The sequence below is a fragment of the Faecalibacter macacae genome (assembly GCF_003687725.1).
Taxonomy (GTDB): domain Bacteria; phylum Bacteroidota; class Bacteroidia; order Flavobacteriales; family Weeksellaceae; genus Empedobacter; species Empedobacter macacae.
Map to the genome: position 1 here is coordinate 118938 of NZ_RDOJ01000003.1, position 17234 is coordinate 136171.

The 17234-nt window shown below is 31.9% G+C and carries 16 protein-coding genes; 14 read left to right on the forward strand and 2 right to left on the reverse strand.

Annotated elements, in window-relative coordinates; all coding sequences use genetic code 11:
- Positions 1 to 116: 116 nt before the first annotated feature.
- Both EAH69_RS03140 and EAH69_RS03145 read left to right on the forward strand, forming a co-directional pair.
- A complete protein-coding gene (locus EAH69_RS03140) occupies positions 117 to 1397 on the forward strand; it encodes a replication-associated recombination protein A (protein WP_121933741.1) in 1281 nt (426 codons plus the stop codon).
- Positions 1398 to 1461: 64 nt separating this feature from the next.
- Complete coding sequence (locus EAH69_RS03145; RefSeq protein WP_121933742.1) at positions 1462 to 1881, forward strand: type II 3-dehydroquinate dehydratase; 420 nt, start codon at positions 1462 to 1464, stop codon at positions 1879 to 1881.
- 31 nt (positions 1882 to 1912) lie between these two features.
- Here the strand turns inward: EAH69_RS03145 and yihA are convergent, their stop codons facing one another.
- Both yihA and EAH69_RS03155 read right to left on the reverse strand, forming a co-directional pair.
- Positions 1913 to 2548, reverse strand: coding sequence for a ribosome biogenesis GTP-binding protein YihA/YsxC (yihA, locus tag EAH69_RS03150; protein ID WP_230466684.1), 636 nt, complete (start codon positions 2546 to 2548; stop codon positions 1913 to 1915).
- Between the two features lie 6 nt (positions 2549 to 2554).
- Positions 2555 to 3334, reverse strand: a complete 780-nt coding sequence (locus tag EAH69_RS03155; protein ID WP_121933743.1) for an alpha/beta fold hydrolase — start codon at positions 3332 to 3334, stop codon at positions 2555 to 2557.
- Positions 3335 to 3605: 271 nt separating this feature from the next.
- Between EAH69_RS03155 and mraZ the strand changes: the two genes are divergently transcribed.
- Genes mraZ through ftsA form a run of 12 tightly spaced genes read left to right on the forward strand, consistent with a single transcriptional unit; the run spans position 3606 to position 17221 of the window.
- Positions 3606 to 4067, forward strand: a complete 462-nt coding sequence (gene mraZ, locus EAH69_RS03160; protein WP_121933744.1) for a division/cell wall cluster transcriptional repressor MraZ — start codon at positions 3606 to 3608, stop codon at positions 4065 to 4067.
- Complete coding sequence (gene rsmH, locus EAH69_RS03165) at positions 4060 to 4968, forward strand: 16S rRNA (cytosine(1402)-N(4))-methyltransferase RsmH (RefSeq protein WP_121933745.1); 909 nt, start codon at positions 4060 to 4062, stop codon at positions 4966 to 4968. The genes mraZ and rsmH overlap by 8 nt, the downstream gene beginning before the upstream one ends.
- Positions 4943 to 5356: an FtsL-like putative cell division protein gene (locus EAH69_RS03170; RefSeq protein WP_230466685.1), complete on the forward strand. Its 414-nt coding sequence runs from the start codon at positions 4943 to 4945 to the stop codon at positions 5354 to 5356. The genes rsmH and EAH69_RS03170 overlap by 26 nt, the downstream gene beginning before the upstream one ends.
- Complete coding sequence (locus EAH69_RS03175; protein ID WP_121933747.1) at positions 5349 to 7328, forward strand: penicillin-binding protein; 1980 nt, start codon at positions 5349 to 5351, stop codon at positions 7326 to 7328. The genes EAH69_RS03170 and EAH69_RS03175 overlap by 8 nt, the downstream gene beginning before the upstream one ends.
- Positions 7325 to 8788, forward strand: a complete 1464-nt coding sequence (locus EAH69_RS03180) for a UDP-N-acetylmuramoyl-L-alanyl-D-glutamate--2,6-diaminopimelate ligase (RefSeq protein WP_121933748.1) — start codon at positions 7325 to 7327, stop codon at positions 8786 to 8788. The genes EAH69_RS03175 and EAH69_RS03180 overlap by 4 nt, the downstream gene beginning before the upstream one ends.
- Before the next feature lie 3 nt (positions 8789 to 8791).
- On the forward strand, positions 8792 to 10018 hold the full coding sequence (mraY, locus tag EAH69_RS03185; RefSeq protein WP_121933749.1) for a phospho-N-acetylmuramoyl-pentapeptide-transferase: 1227 nt from the start codon (positions 8792 to 8794) through the stop codon (positions 10016 to 10018).
- A 5-nt stretch (positions 10019 to 10023) separates the two neighbouring features.
- A complete protein-coding gene (murD, locus tag EAH69_RS03190; protein WP_121933750.1) occupies positions 10024 to 11355 on the forward strand; it encodes a UDP-N-acetylmuramoyl-L-alanine--D-glutamate ligase in 1332 nt (443 codons plus the stop codon).
- Positions 11356 to 11378: 23 nt separating this feature from the next.
- On the forward strand, positions 11379 to 12587 hold the full coding sequence (locus EAH69_RS03195; protein ID WP_121933751.1) for an FtsW/RodA/SpoVE family cell cycle protein: 1209 nt from the start codon (positions 11379 to 11381) through the stop codon (positions 12585 to 12587).
- The gene (gene murG, locus EAH69_RS03200; RefSeq protein WP_121933752.1) at positions 12559 to 13665 is read left to right on the forward strand and encodes an undecaprenyldiphospho-muramoylpentapeptide beta-N-acetylglucosaminyltransferase; all 1107 of its coding nucleotides are present in this window, start codon (positions 12559 to 12561) and stop codon (positions 13663 to 13665) included. The genes EAH69_RS03195 and murG overlap by 29 nt, the downstream gene beginning before the upstream one ends.
- The gene (murC, locus tag EAH69_RS03205; protein ID WP_121933753.1) at positions 13665 to 15008 is read left to right on the forward strand and encodes a UDP-N-acetylmuramate--L-alanine ligase; all 1344 of its coding nucleotides are present in this window, start codon (positions 13665 to 13667) and stop codon (positions 15006 to 15008) included. The genes murG and murC overlap by 1 nt, the downstream gene beginning before the upstream one ends.
- Positions 14998 to 15735 (forward strand): cell division protein FtsQ/DivIB, encoded by a 738-nt coding sequence (locus EAH69_RS03210; protein ID WP_121933754.1) that lies wholly within the window; start codon positions 14998 to 15000, stop codon positions 15733 to 15735. The genes murC and EAH69_RS03210 overlap by 11 nt, the downstream gene beginning before the upstream one ends.
- Positions 15728 to 17221, forward strand: coding sequence for a cell division protein FtsA (gene ftsA / locus EAH69_RS03215; RefSeq protein WP_121933755.1), 1494 nt, complete (start codon positions 15728 to 15730; stop codon positions 17219 to 17221). Before EAH69_RS03210 ends, ftsA begins: the two co-directional genes overlap by 8 nt.
- Positions 17222 to 17234: the final 13 nt, after the last annotated feature.

Consider the following 17234-nt stretch of genomic DNA (forward strand, 5'->3'; position numbering starts at 1 on the left):
ATTTTTAATTAAAGCAAATAAAAGATTGTTTAATGCCAATCTGTGTCGTTATAAAATGAAGTGATTATTTTCCATAAAACTTTAACTAAATTTGAATTTCAATAAATTCTTGAATTATGAATATGCCACTTGCCGAACGTATGCGTCCACGTACGTTAGAAGATTATATCAGTCAAAAACATTTAATTGGTACAAATGGTCCAATATCAATGATGTTGAAAAATGATTTGATTGCTTCTATGATTTTTTGGGGACCTCCCGGAACTGGAAAAACAACTTTAGCGCAATTGGTGGCAGAACTTTCTGGTCGCCCATTTTATACGTTAAGTGCTATAAATGCAGGTGTTAAAGATGTCCGAGATGTAATTGAAAAAGCAAAAGATCAAAATTTATTTTCAGGTGGAAGAAATCCAATTTTATTTATAGATGAGATTCATCGATTTAATAAATCTCAACAAGATAGCTTGTTAGGAGCAGTAGAAAAAGGTTGGGTTACGCTGATAGGTGCGACTACTGAAAATCCAAGTTTTGAAGTTGTACCAGCATTATTATCAAGAACGCAAGTTTATTCAATAAATTCATTAGACAGGGAAGATTTAGAAGAATTAATAAGAAGAGCTTTAATAAAGGACGAATATTTATCACAAAAATCAGTTCAAATTCAAGAAGCAAATGCATTAATTCGTTACTCTGGTGGAGATGCGCGTAAATTATTAAATGGATTAGAATTGGTAATTAATAGTTTTTCTGAAGATGAGGAAATTATTATAACAGATGAAATTGTTACATCAAGAATTCAGCAAAATTTAGCACGTTATGATAAAACAGGCGAGCAACATTATGATATTATTTCAGCATTTATCAAATCTATTCGTGGTTCAGATCCAAATGGAGCAGTTTATTGGTTGGCCCGAATGATTGAAGGTGGAGAGGATTTAAAATTTATAGCAAGACGATTGTTAATTTCAGCATCAGAGGACGTAGGAAATGCAAATCCAACGGCAATGATTTTAGCGAATAATACATTTCAGGCTGTTTCTGTAATCGGTTATCCAGAATCTAGAATATTATTAAGTCAGTGTGCTATTTATTTAGCAAATTCGCCGAAAAGTAATTCGACATATATGGCAATTAATAAAGCGCAGCAAGCTGTGAAGCAAACAGGAGATTTATCAGTTCCATTGCATTTAAGAAACGCGCCTACAAAATTGATGAAGCAAATGGATTATGGAAAAGAGTATAAATATTCTCATGATTACGATAATAATTTTACGTATCAAGAATATTTACCGGACGAATTGCAAAACGCTACTTTCTACGAGCCGGGCGATAATAAAAGAGAGCAACAAGATAAATTTGTGCTTAATCAGAAATGGAGAGGGAAATATGGCTATTAAAATTTAAGTTTTTTTTTAAAAACATATTTTATTTTTTGCCGTAACTTATATAAAAATTGAGAGGATGAAACAAATTCAAATCATTAACGGACCTAATTTAAATTTATTAGGAGTTAGAGAACCTGAAATTTATGGAACTCAAACTTTTGAAGATTATTTTTTGGAAATAAAGAAACAATTTCCAGAATATTCGATACACTATTATCAATCGAATCATGAAGGAGATTTAATTGATTTTTTACATAAAATTGGATTTTCGTATGATGGAATTGTTCTTAATGCTGGTGCGTACACACATTATTCTTATGCGTTAGCTGATGCGATAAAAGCAATAAAAACACCTGTTGTTGAAGTTCATATTTCTGACATCTACGCAAGAGAAGGATTTAGATCTACAAGTGTAACTGGGGTTAATTGTGTGAAAATAATTTCAGGAAAAGGTCTTCCTGGATATATAGAGGCTATAGAAGAATTAATTAAATAAAAAAAGGCTGAAGTTAATTTCAGCCTTTTTTTTAATATTCTTTTTTGTACTGCTCTTTTTTAAACTCGTCCACTAAGTGTTCGTTTAAACTGTCGATGTAGCCTAAGATTTCCAATTTACCAATTTGACTACTTGCTGAACTTGAAAAAATTACAGGTAATTCTTCCCAAGTTTTTAATAATTCAGTCTTGTAATTGTTTAGATTCTTTTGGTATTCTGTACTTGATATCTTATCTAATTTAGTAAATACGATAGAAAATGGAACTCCTTTTTTACCTAACCATTGGATAAATTGTAAATCAATTTCTTGTGGTTTGTGTCTAGAGTCTATTAATAAAAATACATTTACTAAATTTTTACGAAATTCGATGTAATCGTAAATCATTTTATTAAACCCTCCTCGAACTCCTTTAGGAACTTTAGCAAAACCATAACCTGGTAAATCTGTTAAATACCAAGTGTCATCCATTTCAAACGTATTAATTAATTGCGTTTTACCTGGTGTTGAAGAGGTTTTAGCTAAAGCCTTTTTATTCGAAATCATATTGATTAACGAAGATTTACCAACGTTAGATCGTCCGATAAAAGCATATTCAGGTTTGAATGGCGGAGGACAATCCGTGTATTTCTGAGAACTTGTTACAAATTCTGCTTTTTTAATCATCATAACTTTTTAGTTTGAAGATGGATCAATTCCTTTTTCGATTAACCAGCTATTTAATATTTCGTTGAATTTTTCTGGGTGTTCCATCATAGGAGCATGTCCACATTCATCAATCCAATATAAAGTTGCATCTGGTAACTCTTCATTAAATTCTACTGCAACTTCTGGTGGAGTAACTGTATCTTGTTTTCCCCAAATTAAACATACAGGAATTTTAATATCAATTAAATCTTTTTTCATGTTAGATTTAATAGCGTCACGAGCAATATATAAAGTTTTAATTGCTTTATTTCTATCGTTAACTGTGTTAAAAACATCATCAACGATCTCTTTAGTAGCTACCTCAGGATTAAAGAAAACTTCACGAGTTTTACGTTCTACGTAAGAATAATCACCTCTTTTAGGAAAAGTTTCTCCAAAAGATTTTTCATATAAACCAGAACTTCCTGTTAAACATAAAGCAGTAACTAGTTCAGGACGTTTGTGACTTACGACTAAACCAATATGTCCTCCCAAAGAATTTCCTACTAAAATTACAGGCTCTTGAATTACTTCTTCAATAAATTTTGCAACTTGTTTTGCAATGTTTGCAACGTTTGTGCTAATTACTGGTAAAGAATATAAGGGTAATTCAGGTGCGTAAACTTTGTATCCTCTCTGAGCAAAGAAACTTGTAAGTGGACTAAAATTACTTAGTTCGCCCATAAGTCCATGAAGTAATACGATAGGTTTTCCTTCTCCTTCCTCAATATAAGAGAACGTATCTTTCTTTTTTAAGCTAAAAAACATCTACTTGTTGTTAAGTCGACAAATTTAGTCAATAATTATTTTTTATAGTATATAAATCTAAAAACTTTATAGAATTGATGTAAATAAAGGGTAAGCTTCATTAAAACAATAGCTATATAAAAATTTACCTAATCGTTTGTATAATAGTCTATGAAAAGGTATTCATAATTAATAGCTTATAAATTTTAAATTGTTAATAAATTTTTAAAATAAATGTGGAAAAAAATGGTAAATTGTGGTAAAATATTTTTTATTTTTGAAAAAATTCTCCATGAACTCTTTGATTGGTACATACGAATGCAAAGTTGATGCAAAAGGAAGGCTTCCAATACCAGCGAGTTTGAAGAAGCAACTTTCTGAATGCCTTGAGGATGGCTTTGTTATTAAGCGTTCTGTATTTCAAAAATGTTTGGAGATTCATCCTATGAAAAATTGGGATAAAATTATGAATGATTTAAAAAAATTAAATCGTTTTGTTAAAAAAAATAACGATTTCATTAGAACTTTTACTGCAGGTGTTAAACTTGTAGAAGTTGATTCTAATGGTCGTTTACAAATCTCGAAAGATTTAGTGACCTATGCACAAATTGATAAAGAGGTAGTTTTATCTACATCTGTCGATGTCATAGAAATTTGGGATAAAGATTTGTACGAAAGTATTATTAATGTTGATGATGTCGATTTTGCTCAATTAGCAGAAGACATTATGGGAAATTTGAACGAAGATGAGTGAATATCATAATCCAGTATTATTAAAAGAAAGTGTAGATGCATTAATTATTGATGAATCTGGAATTTATGTGGATTGTACTTTCGGTGGCGGCGGTCATTCACGTGAAATAGTAAGTAGATTAGCAGAAGGAGGAAAGTTATATTCTTTTGATCAAGATGAAGATGCTGTTAGAAATAAATTTGAAGATGCGAAATTCGAATTAATTGAACAGAATTTTAGATTCTTAAAAAACAATTTACGTTTCCGTATGGTACGCCAAATTGATGGTGTTTTAGCAGATTTAGGTGTTTCTTCTCACCAGTTTGATACGCCAGATCGTGGTTTTTCTACCCGATTTGATGGTGAGTTGGATATGAGAATGAATCAAAATTCTAAATTATCTGCAAAAACAATCGTAAATGAATATGAAGAAGAGGATTTAGCTCGAATTTTTTACGATTACGGAGAGTTACAAGGCTCTTACCGTTTAGCTCGCGAAATTATTAAAGCAAGAGAAGTTAAACCCATCGAGACGATAGATGAGCTGAAAGCAATTTTTTCTTTCATTCCAAAAATGAAAGAAAATAAATTTTTTGCTCAAATGTTTCAAGCGTTACGAATCGAAGTAAACGATGAAATGGCTGCTTTAAAAGATATGCTAATGCAATGTGCAGAAGTTATCAAACCAGGTGGTCGTTTAGTGATTATATCTTATCACTCTTTAGAGGATCGTTTAGTGAAGCGTTTTATTAAGAACGGAATGTTTGAGGGAGAACCAGAGCGTGATATGTATGGGAATTGGTATGCGCCATTTAAACCATTACAATCAAAAGTAATTATTCCGACTCAAGATGAAATTAATGTGAATCCAAGAGCGCGTAGTGCGAAAATGAGAATTGCCGTTAGAAACGAAAATGACTAAAAATCGACCGACAAATAAAAAAACTGAGAAAGTTAAAAAAGAAGATTTACCCTCTAAGAATACTATCTTAAAAATTCTAGCTGGTGATTTTCTTACGAAAAACGGATCTCGTCAAAATTGGAAAATTATTCTTTTTTTGGTGGGACTTGCGTTTATAAGTATAACAAGTTCTCACTGGGTTGATAAAAAAGTAGTTCGTATCAATGAATTACAAGAAAGTGTAGAGGATTTGAAATCTCAATATACTGATAAGCATAGAGATTTAATGCGAATGCAATTAGAGACAGAAGTTATCAGTAAAACAGAAATGTATGGTCTTAAAATTCCAGATAAGCAACCATACTACATAGTAGAAGAGGTAGAAGAAGTACAAAGTATTGATGAATAAAGATAACAAAAAAAGTATCGTAATTAAAGGTTGGGTAATCGCTGGGGGACTTGCGGTGTGGGCTTTTGCTGTGCTTTTTTTTATGTTTAGAATCAATGTTCTTGAAGGTGAAGAGTTAAAAGAATTTGCTGATAATAATAATTTTAGATTAGCAACAGAAGAAGCTGAAAGAGGAAATCTTTATGCATCTAATGGAGCTTTAATGGCAACGACTGTAACAAAACATAATATTTATGTTGATTTAGTTGCGATTAAAGATGACTTATTTAAAGAAAATGTTCAGTATTTAGCAGATTCTCTAGGTAAAATGTTTGATAAATCACCTAATCATTTTTACGATAAGCTGATTAACGAACGAGAAAAGAAAAATCGTTACATGATGTTGGTGAAAGGTTTGGATTATGAAGAATATCAACGTATTCGTAAATTTCCAATCTTTGAAAAGGGACAAAATAAAGGAGGATTTATTCATGAAATCGAATCAAAACGTGAGTTAATTGTAAAAGATATTGGTGCTCGTACAATTGGGTATGACGATTCTCGTGGTAAAGTTGGTTTAGAAGGTGCTTACAGCGATTTATTAACCGGTTTAGAGGGTCGTCGTTGGGAACAATTTATGGGACGTGGAAAATGGAAACCATTTAAACATTGGGAACAAGAACCACAACCAGGTTCATCTGTTTACACAACTATTGATGCAGATTTACAGATGATTTCTTATGATGCATTGTATCAACAATTATCTGCTTTCGAAGCTCATCACGGAAGTGTAGTGGTAATGGAAGTATCAACGGGTAAAATTAGAGCAATTGTTAATTTAACTCGTAAAGAAGACGGAACATACGTAGATGATTATAATTATGCTGTTGGTGAAGCTGCCGAACCAGGTTCAACTTTTAAAGCAGTTTCTATGCTTGTAGGTATGGATGATGGTTATTTTGATAAAAACACAACTGTAGAAACAGGAGGCGGATCGTATAAATTATATAACAGAAAAATTACAGATTCGCATCCAAATGGTACTTTAACAGTTGATGGAGTTATTAAAAAATCATCAAATATTGGTACAGCTAAATTAATTAACGAACATTATAATTCGCAACCAGAGCAGTTCTTTAAAAAATTAGAAAAATGGAATATGACTAAACCTCTTGGAGTAGATATCCTTGGGGAAGGTAAACCAGTAATGCACAAACCAGACTCAAAAAGTTGGTCTAATGTTACATTACCTGTCATGTCATATGGTTATGGTTTAAATATTACGCCTATCCAGTTAGTTACATTTTATAATGCAATTGCGAATAACGGAAAAATGGTAAAACCTCTTTTTATGGATAAAATATCTAAAAAAGGAGAAGAAGATATAGTTTTTGAACCTGTTGTTTTAGTTGATAGAATTTCATCGCCAGAAAATATCAAAGCGATGCAAGATATGTTGAAGGGCGCAGTAACGGAAGGAACTGGACGATTAATTCATACAGATAATTACGAAATAGCAGGTAAAACAGGTACAGCAAGGGTAGAGTATTGGAAAAAAGATCAGGGAATGCAATATCGTGCTTCTTTTGCAGGGTATTTTCCGGCAGATAAACCGAAATATTCTTGTATAGTAGTAGTTCACAAGCCTAATCCACGAAAGGGGTATTATGGAGGAGGAGTTACAGCACCTGTATTTAAAAAGATTGCCGATTGGGTATATTCAAAAACTCCCATACCTTTGCCATCCGAAATTAAAAAAAGTAGCAAGAATGTAAAAAGTGGTTTTGCGAAAGAATCTGTGATTAAAACAAGTAAAACTAAAAATATAACTCCAAATGTAATGGGGTATTCAGGATCTAAAGCAATTCCTGTTTTAGAAAATTTAGGTTTTGATGTAAGATATTCAGGTATCGGACGTGTAACAAATCAATCAATTCCTGCTGGAGTAAGATTTAGAAAAGGTGAAACAATTTATTTAATGTTGGAGAGATGAGAAGTTTAAAGGATTTACTATATAGTGTTTCTATCTCGCAAACTGTGGGACGTACAGATGTATCTGTAAACGAAATTCAGTTTGATTCCAGAAAAGTGCAACAAAAAGACGTGTTCGTAGCAGTAAGAGGTGTTACTGTAGATGGACACGCCTATATAAATAAAGCAGTAGAGTCAGGTGCTATTGCTATTATTTGCGAAGAAATTCCAACTCAGTTTGATGAAAATGTAACTTATATTCAAGTTACAAATGCACAAATTGCATTGGGAGTATTAGCGTCAAATTTTTACGATAATCCTACAAAAGATTTAAAACTAGTAGGTATTACCGGAACAAATGGTAAAACAACGACAACAACATTGTTGTACGAATTGTTTACTAAAATGGGATATGCATGTGCATTAATCTCTACAATTAAAATCGTTATTGATGGCGAAGTAATTCCATCAACACACACAACTCCAGATATTCTTACTTTAAACAAAATGTTTAGAGATGCGGTTGACAGAGGTTGTGAATTTGCGTTTATGGAGGTTAGTTCTCATGGAATTCATCAAAACAGAATCGCAGGATTACATTTTTCAGTAGCAGGTTTTAATAATATTACACACGATCATTTAGATTATCATTTAACTTTTGCTAATTATATAGCAGCGAAAAAGAAATTTTTCGATGATTTACCAAAATCAGCTGTAGCAATTACAAATGTTGATGATAAAAATGGTTTAGTAATGTTACAAAATACGGTTGCAACTAAAAAAACATACGCTTTAAGAACAGATGCTGATTTTAAGGCTAAAATTTTAGAAAACCAATTTAACGGAATGTTGTTAGAATTCAATGGAAAAGAATTCTGGACTTCATTAATTGGTCGTTTTAATGCTTATAATTTATTAGAAGTTTTTGCTGTAGCATCAATTTTAGGTCAAGATGAATTACAAGTGTTAACGGCACTTAGTACGTTGAAGAATGTAGATGGTCGTTTCGAAACATTTACAACTGCTTCAGGAATCGTAGTAATCGTAGATTATGCACATACACCTGATGCTTTAGAAAATGTATTAAATACGATTGAAGCAATTCGTACAAAAAATGAAAAATTAATTACTGTTGTAGGTTGTGGTGGTGATCGCGATAAAACAAAGCGTCCAGAAATGGCCGATATCGCTAGTGCACAATCGCAAGTTGCAATTTTTACATCAGACAATCCAAGAACTGAAGATCCAGAAGTGATTTTACAAGAAATGGAAATTGGTGTAAAACCACAATTTTATAACCGAACGCTAAAAATTACAGATCGCAAAGAAGCGATTAAAACAGCGTTAAAAATGGCTGAACCAAAAGATATTATTCTAATCGCAGGTAAAGGTCACGAAACATATCAAGAGGTTAATGGGATAAAATCTCATTTCTCAGATTTAGAGGTAGCAACAGAATTAAGTCAATTACTGAACAAATAGCAAATGTTATATTATTTATTTGATTATTTAAACGAATTACACATCCCAGGAGCGAGAATGTTTCAATACACATCTTTCCGTGCTGGTATGGCAGTTTTATTAGGAATGTTCATCAGTTTGTTTTACGGTAAAAATATTATCAATTATTTACGCCGCGAACAAATGGGTGAAATCGTTAGAGATTTAGGATTAAAAGGACAAGTAGAAAAAGCAGGTACACCAACTATGGGTGGTATTATCATTATACTAGCAACCTTAATTCCTGTTTTATTATTTGCTAAATTACATAATATTTATATCATTATTCTTTTAGTTTCAACGCTTTGGTTGGGAGTTATTGGATTCTTAGATGATTATATCAAAGTGTTCAAAAAGAATAAAGAAGGATTAAAAGGAAAATTTAAAGTTGTCGGTCAAATCGGATTAGGTCTTGTAGTAGGTGTAATGCTTTTTACAAGTGAATCGGTTACAGTAAAACATCAAATTGACCGTGAAGATAAAGTTACTGAACTTGAGTATAAAACAGTAAAATTTGGTCAAGAAGAGAAATCTTTAGATACGACAATGCCTTTTGTAAAAGGAAATGAATTTAATTATTCAGATGTTTTATTCTGGATGGATGCTGATAATAAATTAGTTTGGGGAGGAGTAATCTTCGTTATTGCTGTAATTTTTATTATCACAGCTGTATCGAATGGAGCTAACTTAACAGATGGGATTGACGGGCTCGCAGCAGGTACATCCGCAGTTATAGTTTGTGCATTAGCATTATTTGTATTTGTATCTGGAAATATCATTTTTGCAGATTATTTAAATATTATGTTTATCCCAAAATCAGAAGAAGTATTAATCTTCTGTGGTGCATTTTTAGGTGCTTTAATAGGTTTTATTTGGTACAATACTTATCCTGCACAAGTATTTATGGGAGATACAGGAAGTTTAACAATCGGTGGAATTATAGCTGTTTTAGCAATTATTTTACGTAAAGAATTATTACTTCCAATTTTATGTGGAATCTTTTTTATTGAAAATCTTTCGGTAGTATTACAAGTTGCTTATTTCAAATACACGAAAAAGAAATTTGGAGAAGGAAGACGTATTTTCTTAATGGCGCCTTTACATCATCATTACCAAAAGTTAGGTTATCATGAATCTAAAATCGTAGTTCGTGCAATTATCATCGGAATTATTTTGGCGGTGGTTTCAGTTATTACTTTAAAAATTAGATAGTACCTATGAAAAGATTAGTGGTTTTAGGTGGTGGAGAAAGTGGTGTAGGAACAGCCATCTTAGGTAAGAAAGAAAATTTTGATGTTTTTCTATCAGATAGAGGAGCAATCAAAGATAAATATAAAGCTATGTTGGAAGAACATGGAATTACTTACGAAGAAAATCAACATACAGAAGAATTAATTCTGAATGCAGATATCGTAATGAAAAGTCCTGGTATTCCTAAAAAAGCTGCTCTGATTCAGAAACTAAAAGAACAAGGAACGTCTGTTATTTCTGAAATCGAATTTGCATCAAGATATACAGATGCAAAAATTATTGCTATTACAGGATCAAATGGTAAAACAACTACAACAAGTTTAATGTATCATATCCTGAAGCAAGCTGGATTAAATGTTGGATTAGGAGGGAATATTGGTACAAGTTTTGCTTTGTTGGTTGCTACTCAAAAATACGATTATTACGTGTTAGAGATTAGTTCGTTTCAATTAGATGATATCGAAACATTTAGACCAGATGTTGCTATTCTTTTAAACATTACACCAGATCATTTAGATGAGTATGATTACAGTTTTGATAAATATGCGCAATCTAAATTTAAGATCACTGAAAACCAAAGTGAGAATGATTATTTCATTTACAATTTAGACGATCCTAAAACGGTCGATATGATTGGAGGGATAAATGTTCGAGCGAATCAAAACCCATTCTCTATGAGAGACGCTAATCAGAATTCGTACGCGAATAATGAGTTCTTTTTCGTAAATGACTCAGATGGTGGCTTAAAAATGCGAATTGATGAATTAAGTTTAATCGGAACGCATAATATTTCAAACTCTTTAGCAGCGGCAACAGCAGCTAATATTTTAAAAGTTAGAAAAGAAAGTATCAAAAAAAGTTTAATGGATTTTAAATCTGTTGAACATAGATTGGAACCTGTTTTAACAATTGGAGGAATCGATTTTATAAACGATTCTAAAGCAACAAATGTAAATGCTGCATATTTTGCTTTAGAAAGTATGAAAAATCCAACAGTTTGGATCGTAGGTGGTAAAGATAAAGGAAACGATTATGAAGAGTTATTGCCTTTCGTAAAAAAGAAAGTACATTCTATCGTTTGTTTAGGATTAGATAATCATAAAATTATTGAATTCTTTAGCCCTTATATCTCAACAATCGTAGAGACTAATAATATGAAAGATTGTGTTGAACAAGCTAACAAATTAGCGAACAAAGGTGATACTGTTTTATTATCACCAGCGTGTGCAAGTTTTGATTTATTTAATGGATACGAAGATCGCGGAGATCAATTTAAAGAAGAAGTAAGAAAACTATAATACCTAGAGAACCAAAAATATAAATGGCATCTATAATACAGAAATATTTTAAAGGAGATAAATCATTATGGTCTTTCATCTTGATTTTAGCTATCTTTTCTTTCTTACCTGTATATTCAGCAAGTTCTAACTTGGTGTATACAGTAGGGACAGGGACTGTATTATCGCATTTGATGAAACACGGAGGATTCTTATTAATAGGTTTAATAATCATTTTTCTTGTTCAACGTTGGGATTATAGATATTTCGGGATTTTTGCAACTGGTGCGGTATATATATTAGCAGTTTTGCTTGTATTTACCTTAGTGCAAGGGCAAACAATTGGAGGAGCTAATGCTTCTCGTTGGATTATGATTCCGGGAATTGGTGTTGGAATACAGCCATCAACAATTGCCTCTCAAGCATTGTTAATTTATATCGCAAGATTTTTAACTAAAAACAGAGACAAAGAATACAACTGGAAAATTGTATCTCTCCAATTATTATTGCCAATGGCATTAATTATTGGACTGATTTTTCCATCTAATGGTTCTACAGCTTTAATGCTTGCGATAATGTCTGGTGTTTTATTAATTATTGGAGGTTTTCCTTTAAAATACTTAGCTGTAATTAGTGGAATTGGTGCAGCTGCTGGTGGAATATTTGTTTGGGTAGCGTTAACGTTCTCTGAATTATTTTCTAATAACCGTGTACATACTTGGATTTCTCGTATACAAAAATTTACGAGTGATGAAGCTCAGACGACCTTAGAGTCTTATCAGGTATTACACGCTAAAGCAGCAATTGCAAGAGGAATTGCAGAGATGTCTGGACCGGGAAAAAGTGTTTTTAAACAAACTTTACCTCAATCATCTTCCGATTTTATCTTTGCAATTATCGTAGAAGAATATGGAGCAATTGGAGCAATTTTATTAGTATTTACATTCTTGTTAATACTTTTCAGAATTTGTGTTATTGCATCAAAAATACACACAGTATTCGGAACTTTATTGGTTTTCGCAGTCGGAATTCCAATTATTTTCCAAGCTGTAATTAATATGTCGGTAGCTGTAAATTTAATTCCGGTAACAGGACAACCGTTACCTATGATTAGTTATGGAGGTACCGCTATGTGGATGACATGTTTATCATTCGGAATAATATTGAGTGTTAGTACTCAGATTAAATCGAATGAAGAATTAGAAGTAGAACGAAAAAGATTTAATGGAAATGACATCGAAGACATCGCCTAAGGTTTTAATTTCTGGCGGAGGAACTGGTGGACATATCTATCCAGCGATTGCCATTGCAGACGAAATAAAAAGACGTTTACCAAACGCCGAGATTTTATTTGTAGGTGCAGATAGTAAGATGGAGATGGAGAAAGTGCCAAAAGCTGGATACGCAATTAAAGGATTACCAATTGCCGGTTTTGATCGTAGTAATATGAAAGCTAATTTCAGTTTTCCTTTCAAAGTAATTAAAAGCGTTTCTCTTGCGAAGAAAATTTATAAAGATTTTAAACCAGACCTTGCTGTTGGTACAGGAGGTTACGCAAGTGGACCAATGCTTTGGGTTGCCGGAAATAATAATGTTCCGTATGTATTACAAGAACAAAATTCGTTTCCTGGTGTAACCAACAAAATATTAAAAAATAAAGCTGCTGCAATTTGTACAGCTTACGAAGGAATAGCTCAGTTTCCTGCAGAGAAAGTTCATTATACAGGAAACCCAATTAGAAGTGAAATTTTTCAGAATTTACCTTCTAAAGAAGAAGCAATTAAAGGATTTAATTTAGATCCAAATAAACCAACTGTTTTATCAGTAGGTGGTAGCCAAGGATCAAGAGCAATGAACAATGCTTGGTTAGAGAATTTAGATGAATTAGTTGCAAGTGGTGTTCAGTTAATTTGGCAAACAGGAAAGTCAGATTTTCCTAAAATTAGTAAGCTTGTAGGGGATAAATATCCTACAATTCATGTAACTGAATTTATTTATAACATGAAAGATGCTTATGCAGCAGCAGATACAATTGTATCAAGAGCAGGTGCTATGGCTATCTCAGAATTAAGTATTATTGGGAAACCAACTATTTTAATTCCGTTACCATCAGCGGCAGAAGATCATCAAACAAAAAATGCAATGGCATTAGTTAATCAGGATGCAGCAATCTTGGTGAATGATGCTGAAGCAAAACAAAAATTAGTCAAAGAAGTTATTGCTTTAGCAGTAAACGATGACTTAAAGAATAAATTATCAACAAACATCAAAGCTTTTGGTAAACCAAATGCAACAAAAGAGATTGTGGATATCTTATTGAATTTATTATAATGGGAATTTTAGATAAAAAATATTATTATTTCATCGGTGCCGGAGGTATTGGTATGAGTGCTTTAGAACGATTTTTCAACTCTGTTGGTAAAGTTGTTTTAGGGTATGATAAAACACCGACTGAATTAACAACTGAATTAATAAAAGAAGGAATTGATATACATTTTGAAGATAATGTAGATTTGATTCCATCAGATATTAACCAAGAAAATACGTTGGTGATTTATACACCAGCGATTCCGAAAGATCATAAAGAATTGAATCATTTTTTTGATCAGAAATTTGAAGTTTTAAAACGTTCAGAAGTTTTAGGAGCGATTACAAGAGATACTTATGCAATTGGAGTTGCAGGTACTCATGGTAAAACAACAACTTCTTCAATTTTAGGACATATCTTAAAAGTTGCAGATTTAGATTCTACAGCATTTTTAGGTGGTATTGCAGAGAATTATAATTCAAATATCATCTCAAATGGATCTAAATATACAGTTTCTGAAGCTGATGAATTTGATCGTTCTTTCTTAAAATTATCTCCAAAAGTAGCTATTATTACATCTGATGATGCAGATCATTTAGATATTTATGGTGAAAGAGATGAAGTGAAAAAATCATTTCAAGAATTTGCATCTATTGTAGAGGAACAACTTTTTGTAAGAAAAGGATTAGATTTTCCTAATGCAAAAACATACGGTGTTAACGAAGGAGCAGATTACGATGCAGTAAATGTAAGAATCGAAAATGGATACTATGTATTTGATGTAAATACGCCAAATGGTGTGTTAAAAGACATTAATTTCATGTTACCAGGAAGACATAATATGGAGAATGCTACAGCTGCAATTGCTGTTGCGGATTTCTTAGGAATTTCTAGTGAAAAGATCCATGAAGCATTACAATCTTTTATTGGAGTAAGAAGACGTTTTAATCGTTTAAAAATAAATGATAAAATTTATGTAGACGATTATGCTCATCATCCAACAGAATTAGATGCGGTAATTAATTCGTTAAGAGAATTATATCCGGGTAAAAAGATTTTAGGCGTTTTTCAACCGCATTTATTTACTCGTACAAGAGATTTTGCTACTGAATTTGCGCATAGTCTATCTCAGTTAGATGAATTAATTTTATTAGATATATATCCAGCAAGAGAGCTTCCAATCGAAGGAATAACTTCAAATTGGTTGCTAGAAATGATAGATTTAAAAGAAAAAGAAGTATATTCATTAGAAGAAGCATTTCCGGCTATTAAAACGAAAGAATTTGATGTTTTATTAACGGTTGGTGCTGGTAATATTGATACAATTGTAAAACCTATAAAGAACTGGTTAAATAGTGAAGCGTAAGGAAGTCATATTTTTGATTTTAGGAATTATTGTACTAATCGTATTGGTTAGTTTTTCAGTAGTTCATAACGCTGTACGTCCAGTTGAAAACTTGGCAGTGAAATTTTCTTCAGAAAATGCAAATTATTTTTTAAATGATAGTATCATCAAAAAAATAGTTAGCAAAGAAGATAAAGATCTAATGTCTTTAACATTAAGTGAAGTTGATGTTGAAAAAATAGAGGAAAAAGTAGCAAATAGCCCTTACGTTGATTCAGTAGAGGTAAATAAAGATGTAAAAGGGACAATTCATTTCGATATTAAGACGAAAGAACCAATTGCCCGAGTTTCATCTCCAAAAGGTGAGTTTTATATTTCAACTTCTGGACAAAAAATGCCTTTATCTAAATTGAATTCAGCTGTTGTATTATTAATTAAAGGTGATGTTCAAGAATATGAATATGAAGACTTAAGTAAATTTGTTAAAGCGATACAAGAAAATGATTTATTAAAAAATCATATCATAGGAATAGAAAAAGTAGGTAAAAGATCCTATAATCTAATTGTTAATCGTGGAAATTTTTACATAGAATTTGGAACATTAAATAATTTTGAAAAAAAATTAATTAATTTACAGTTATTCTACGATCAATACATAGATTATGTTGGAACTGATCAGTACGAAAAATTAAGTCTGAAATTTATCAACCAAGTTATAGCAACTAAAAGAACCATACAAGATGAATAACAATATTGCAGTAGGACTTGACATTGGAACTACTAAGATTGTAGCCTTAGTCGGAAGAAAAAATGAAAATGGAAAGATAGAGATTCTTGGCTTTGGACAAGCGAAGAGTTTAGGAGTACATAGAGGTGTAGTTAATAATATTACACAAACTATTAACTCTATACGCGAAGCTGTAGATAAGGCGGAGCAATCATCAGGTATAAAAATTACAGAAGTTACTGTAGGTATTGCTGGACAACATATACGTAGTTTACAGCATAGTGATTATATCACTCGCGATAACTCAGAAGAAGTAATTAATGATGTTGATATTAAGAAATTAACTCAACAAGTTCATAAATTGGTAATGTTACCTGGAGAAGAAATTATCCATGTATTACCACAAGATTTTAAAGTGGATAATGAAGACGGAATTGTAGAACCAATTGGTATGTACGGAAGTCGTTTAGAAGCTAATTTTCATGTGGTTGTAGGACAAGTTTCATCAATTCGTAATATTGCACACTGTGTTAAAAACGCAGGATTAAAATTGGCTTCAATGTCTTTAGAGCCGTTAGCATCTTCAAGTGCTGCATTAAGTATGGAAGAAAAAGAAGCAGGTGTTGCTTTAGTTGATATTGGAGGTGGGACAACAGATATTGCTATTTTTAAAGATGATATCATAAGACATACATCAGTTATTCCTTTCGGAGGTAATGTAATTTCAGAAGATATTAAAACAGGTTGTTCAATCATTGGAAAACAAGCTGAATTATTAAAACAACGTTTTGGTTCAGCATGGCCAAACTTAAATAAAGAAACAGAAATCGTTTCTATCCCAGGTTTAAAAGGTAGAGAAGCGAAAGAAATTTCATTAAAAAGATTATCTCAAATTATACACGCTCGTGTGCAAGAGATACTAGAGCAAGTTTATTTAGAATTAAGAAATTACGGTAGTGAAGACCATAACAAAAAATTAATCGCTGGTATTGTATTAACTGGTGGTGGTTCTAAATTAAAACACATCCAGCAATTAACAGCTTATGTTACTGGAATGGATGTAAGAATTGGATATTCTAATGAACATATCGTAGGAAGTAAAGCTGAAGAAATCAGTGGGCCAGAATACGCTACTTCAGTAGGATTGTTAATGAAAGGATTAGATGAGTTAGATTATAGTTTACACAATGAAATCTACCATGCTCCAATCAAAGAAAATTTAATAGAAGTTGTAGATAACGTTGTTGCTTTACAATCTTTATCGACAGTAGAAGCTGTTGAAGTAGCAATTACAGAAATTGCAAAAGAAGAGGTAATAGTAGCTCCAAAAGAAACAGTAGTTGCTGTAGAAGAGCCTAAACAAGTTTCTCCTAAACCTGAATTTGATGATGTGATGGGTGGAGTTGTAGGTGAAGCTGAAAAAACTAAAACTAAAGAACCGAAAAAACCAACATTCTTTTCTAAATGGACAGATAAGTTCATTCAGATGATTAATGAAACCGAATAATAAAACTAATTGA

Bases quoted from the DNA above. Each gene is read 5' to 3' on its own strand.
- EAH69_RS03140 (WP_121933741.1), top strand. From the start codon at position 117: ATGAATATGCCACTTGCCGAACGTATGCGTCCACGTACGTTAGAAGAT.
- EAH69_RS03145 (WP_121933742.1), top strand. From the start codon at position 1,462: ATGAAACAAATTCAAATCATTAACGGACCTAATTTAAATTTATTAGGA.
- yihA (WP_230466684.1), bottom strand. From the start codon at position 2,548: ATGATGATTAAAAAAGCAGAATTTGTAACAAGTTCTCAGAAATACACG.
- EAH69_RS03155 (WP_121933743.1), bottom strand. From the start codon at position 3,334: ATGTTTTTTAGCTTAAAAAAGAAAGATACGTTCTCTTATATTGAGGAA.
- mraZ (WP_121933744.1), top strand. From the start codon at position 3,606: ATGAACTCTTTGATTGGTACATACGAATGCAAAGTTGATGCAAAAGGA.
- rsmH (WP_121933745.1), top strand. From the start codon at position 4,060: ATGAGTGAATATCATAATCCAGTATTATTAAAAGAAAGTGTAGATGCA.
- EAH69_RS03175 (WP_121933747.1), top strand. From the start codon at position 5,349: ATGAATAAAGATAACAAAAAAAGTATCGTAATTAAAGGTTGGGTAATC.
- EAH69_RS03180 (WP_121933748.1), top strand. From the start codon at position 7,325: ATGAGAAGTTTAAAGGATTTACTATATAGTGTTTCTATCTCGCAAACT.
- mraY (WP_121933749.1), top strand. From the start codon at position 8,792: ATGTTATATTATTTATTTGATTATTTAAACGAATTACACATCCCAGGA.
- murD (WP_121933750.1), top strand. From the start codon at position 10,024: ATGAAAAGATTAGTGGTTTTAGGTGGTGGAGAAAGTGGTGTAGGAACA.
- EAH69_RS03195 (WP_121933751.1), top strand. From the start codon at position 11,379: ATGGCATCTATAATACAGAAATATTTTAAAGGAGATAAATCATTATGG.
- murG (WP_121933752.1), top strand. From the start codon at position 12,559: ATGGAAATGACATCGAAGACATCGCCTAAGGTTTTAATTTCTGGCGGA.
- murC (WP_121933753.1), top strand. From the start codon at position 13,665: ATGGGAATTTTAGATAAAAAATATTATTATTTCATCGGTGCCGGAGGT.
- ftsA (WP_121933755.1), top strand. From the start codon at position 15,728: ATGAATAACAATATTGCAGTAGGACTTGACATTGGAACTACTAAGATT.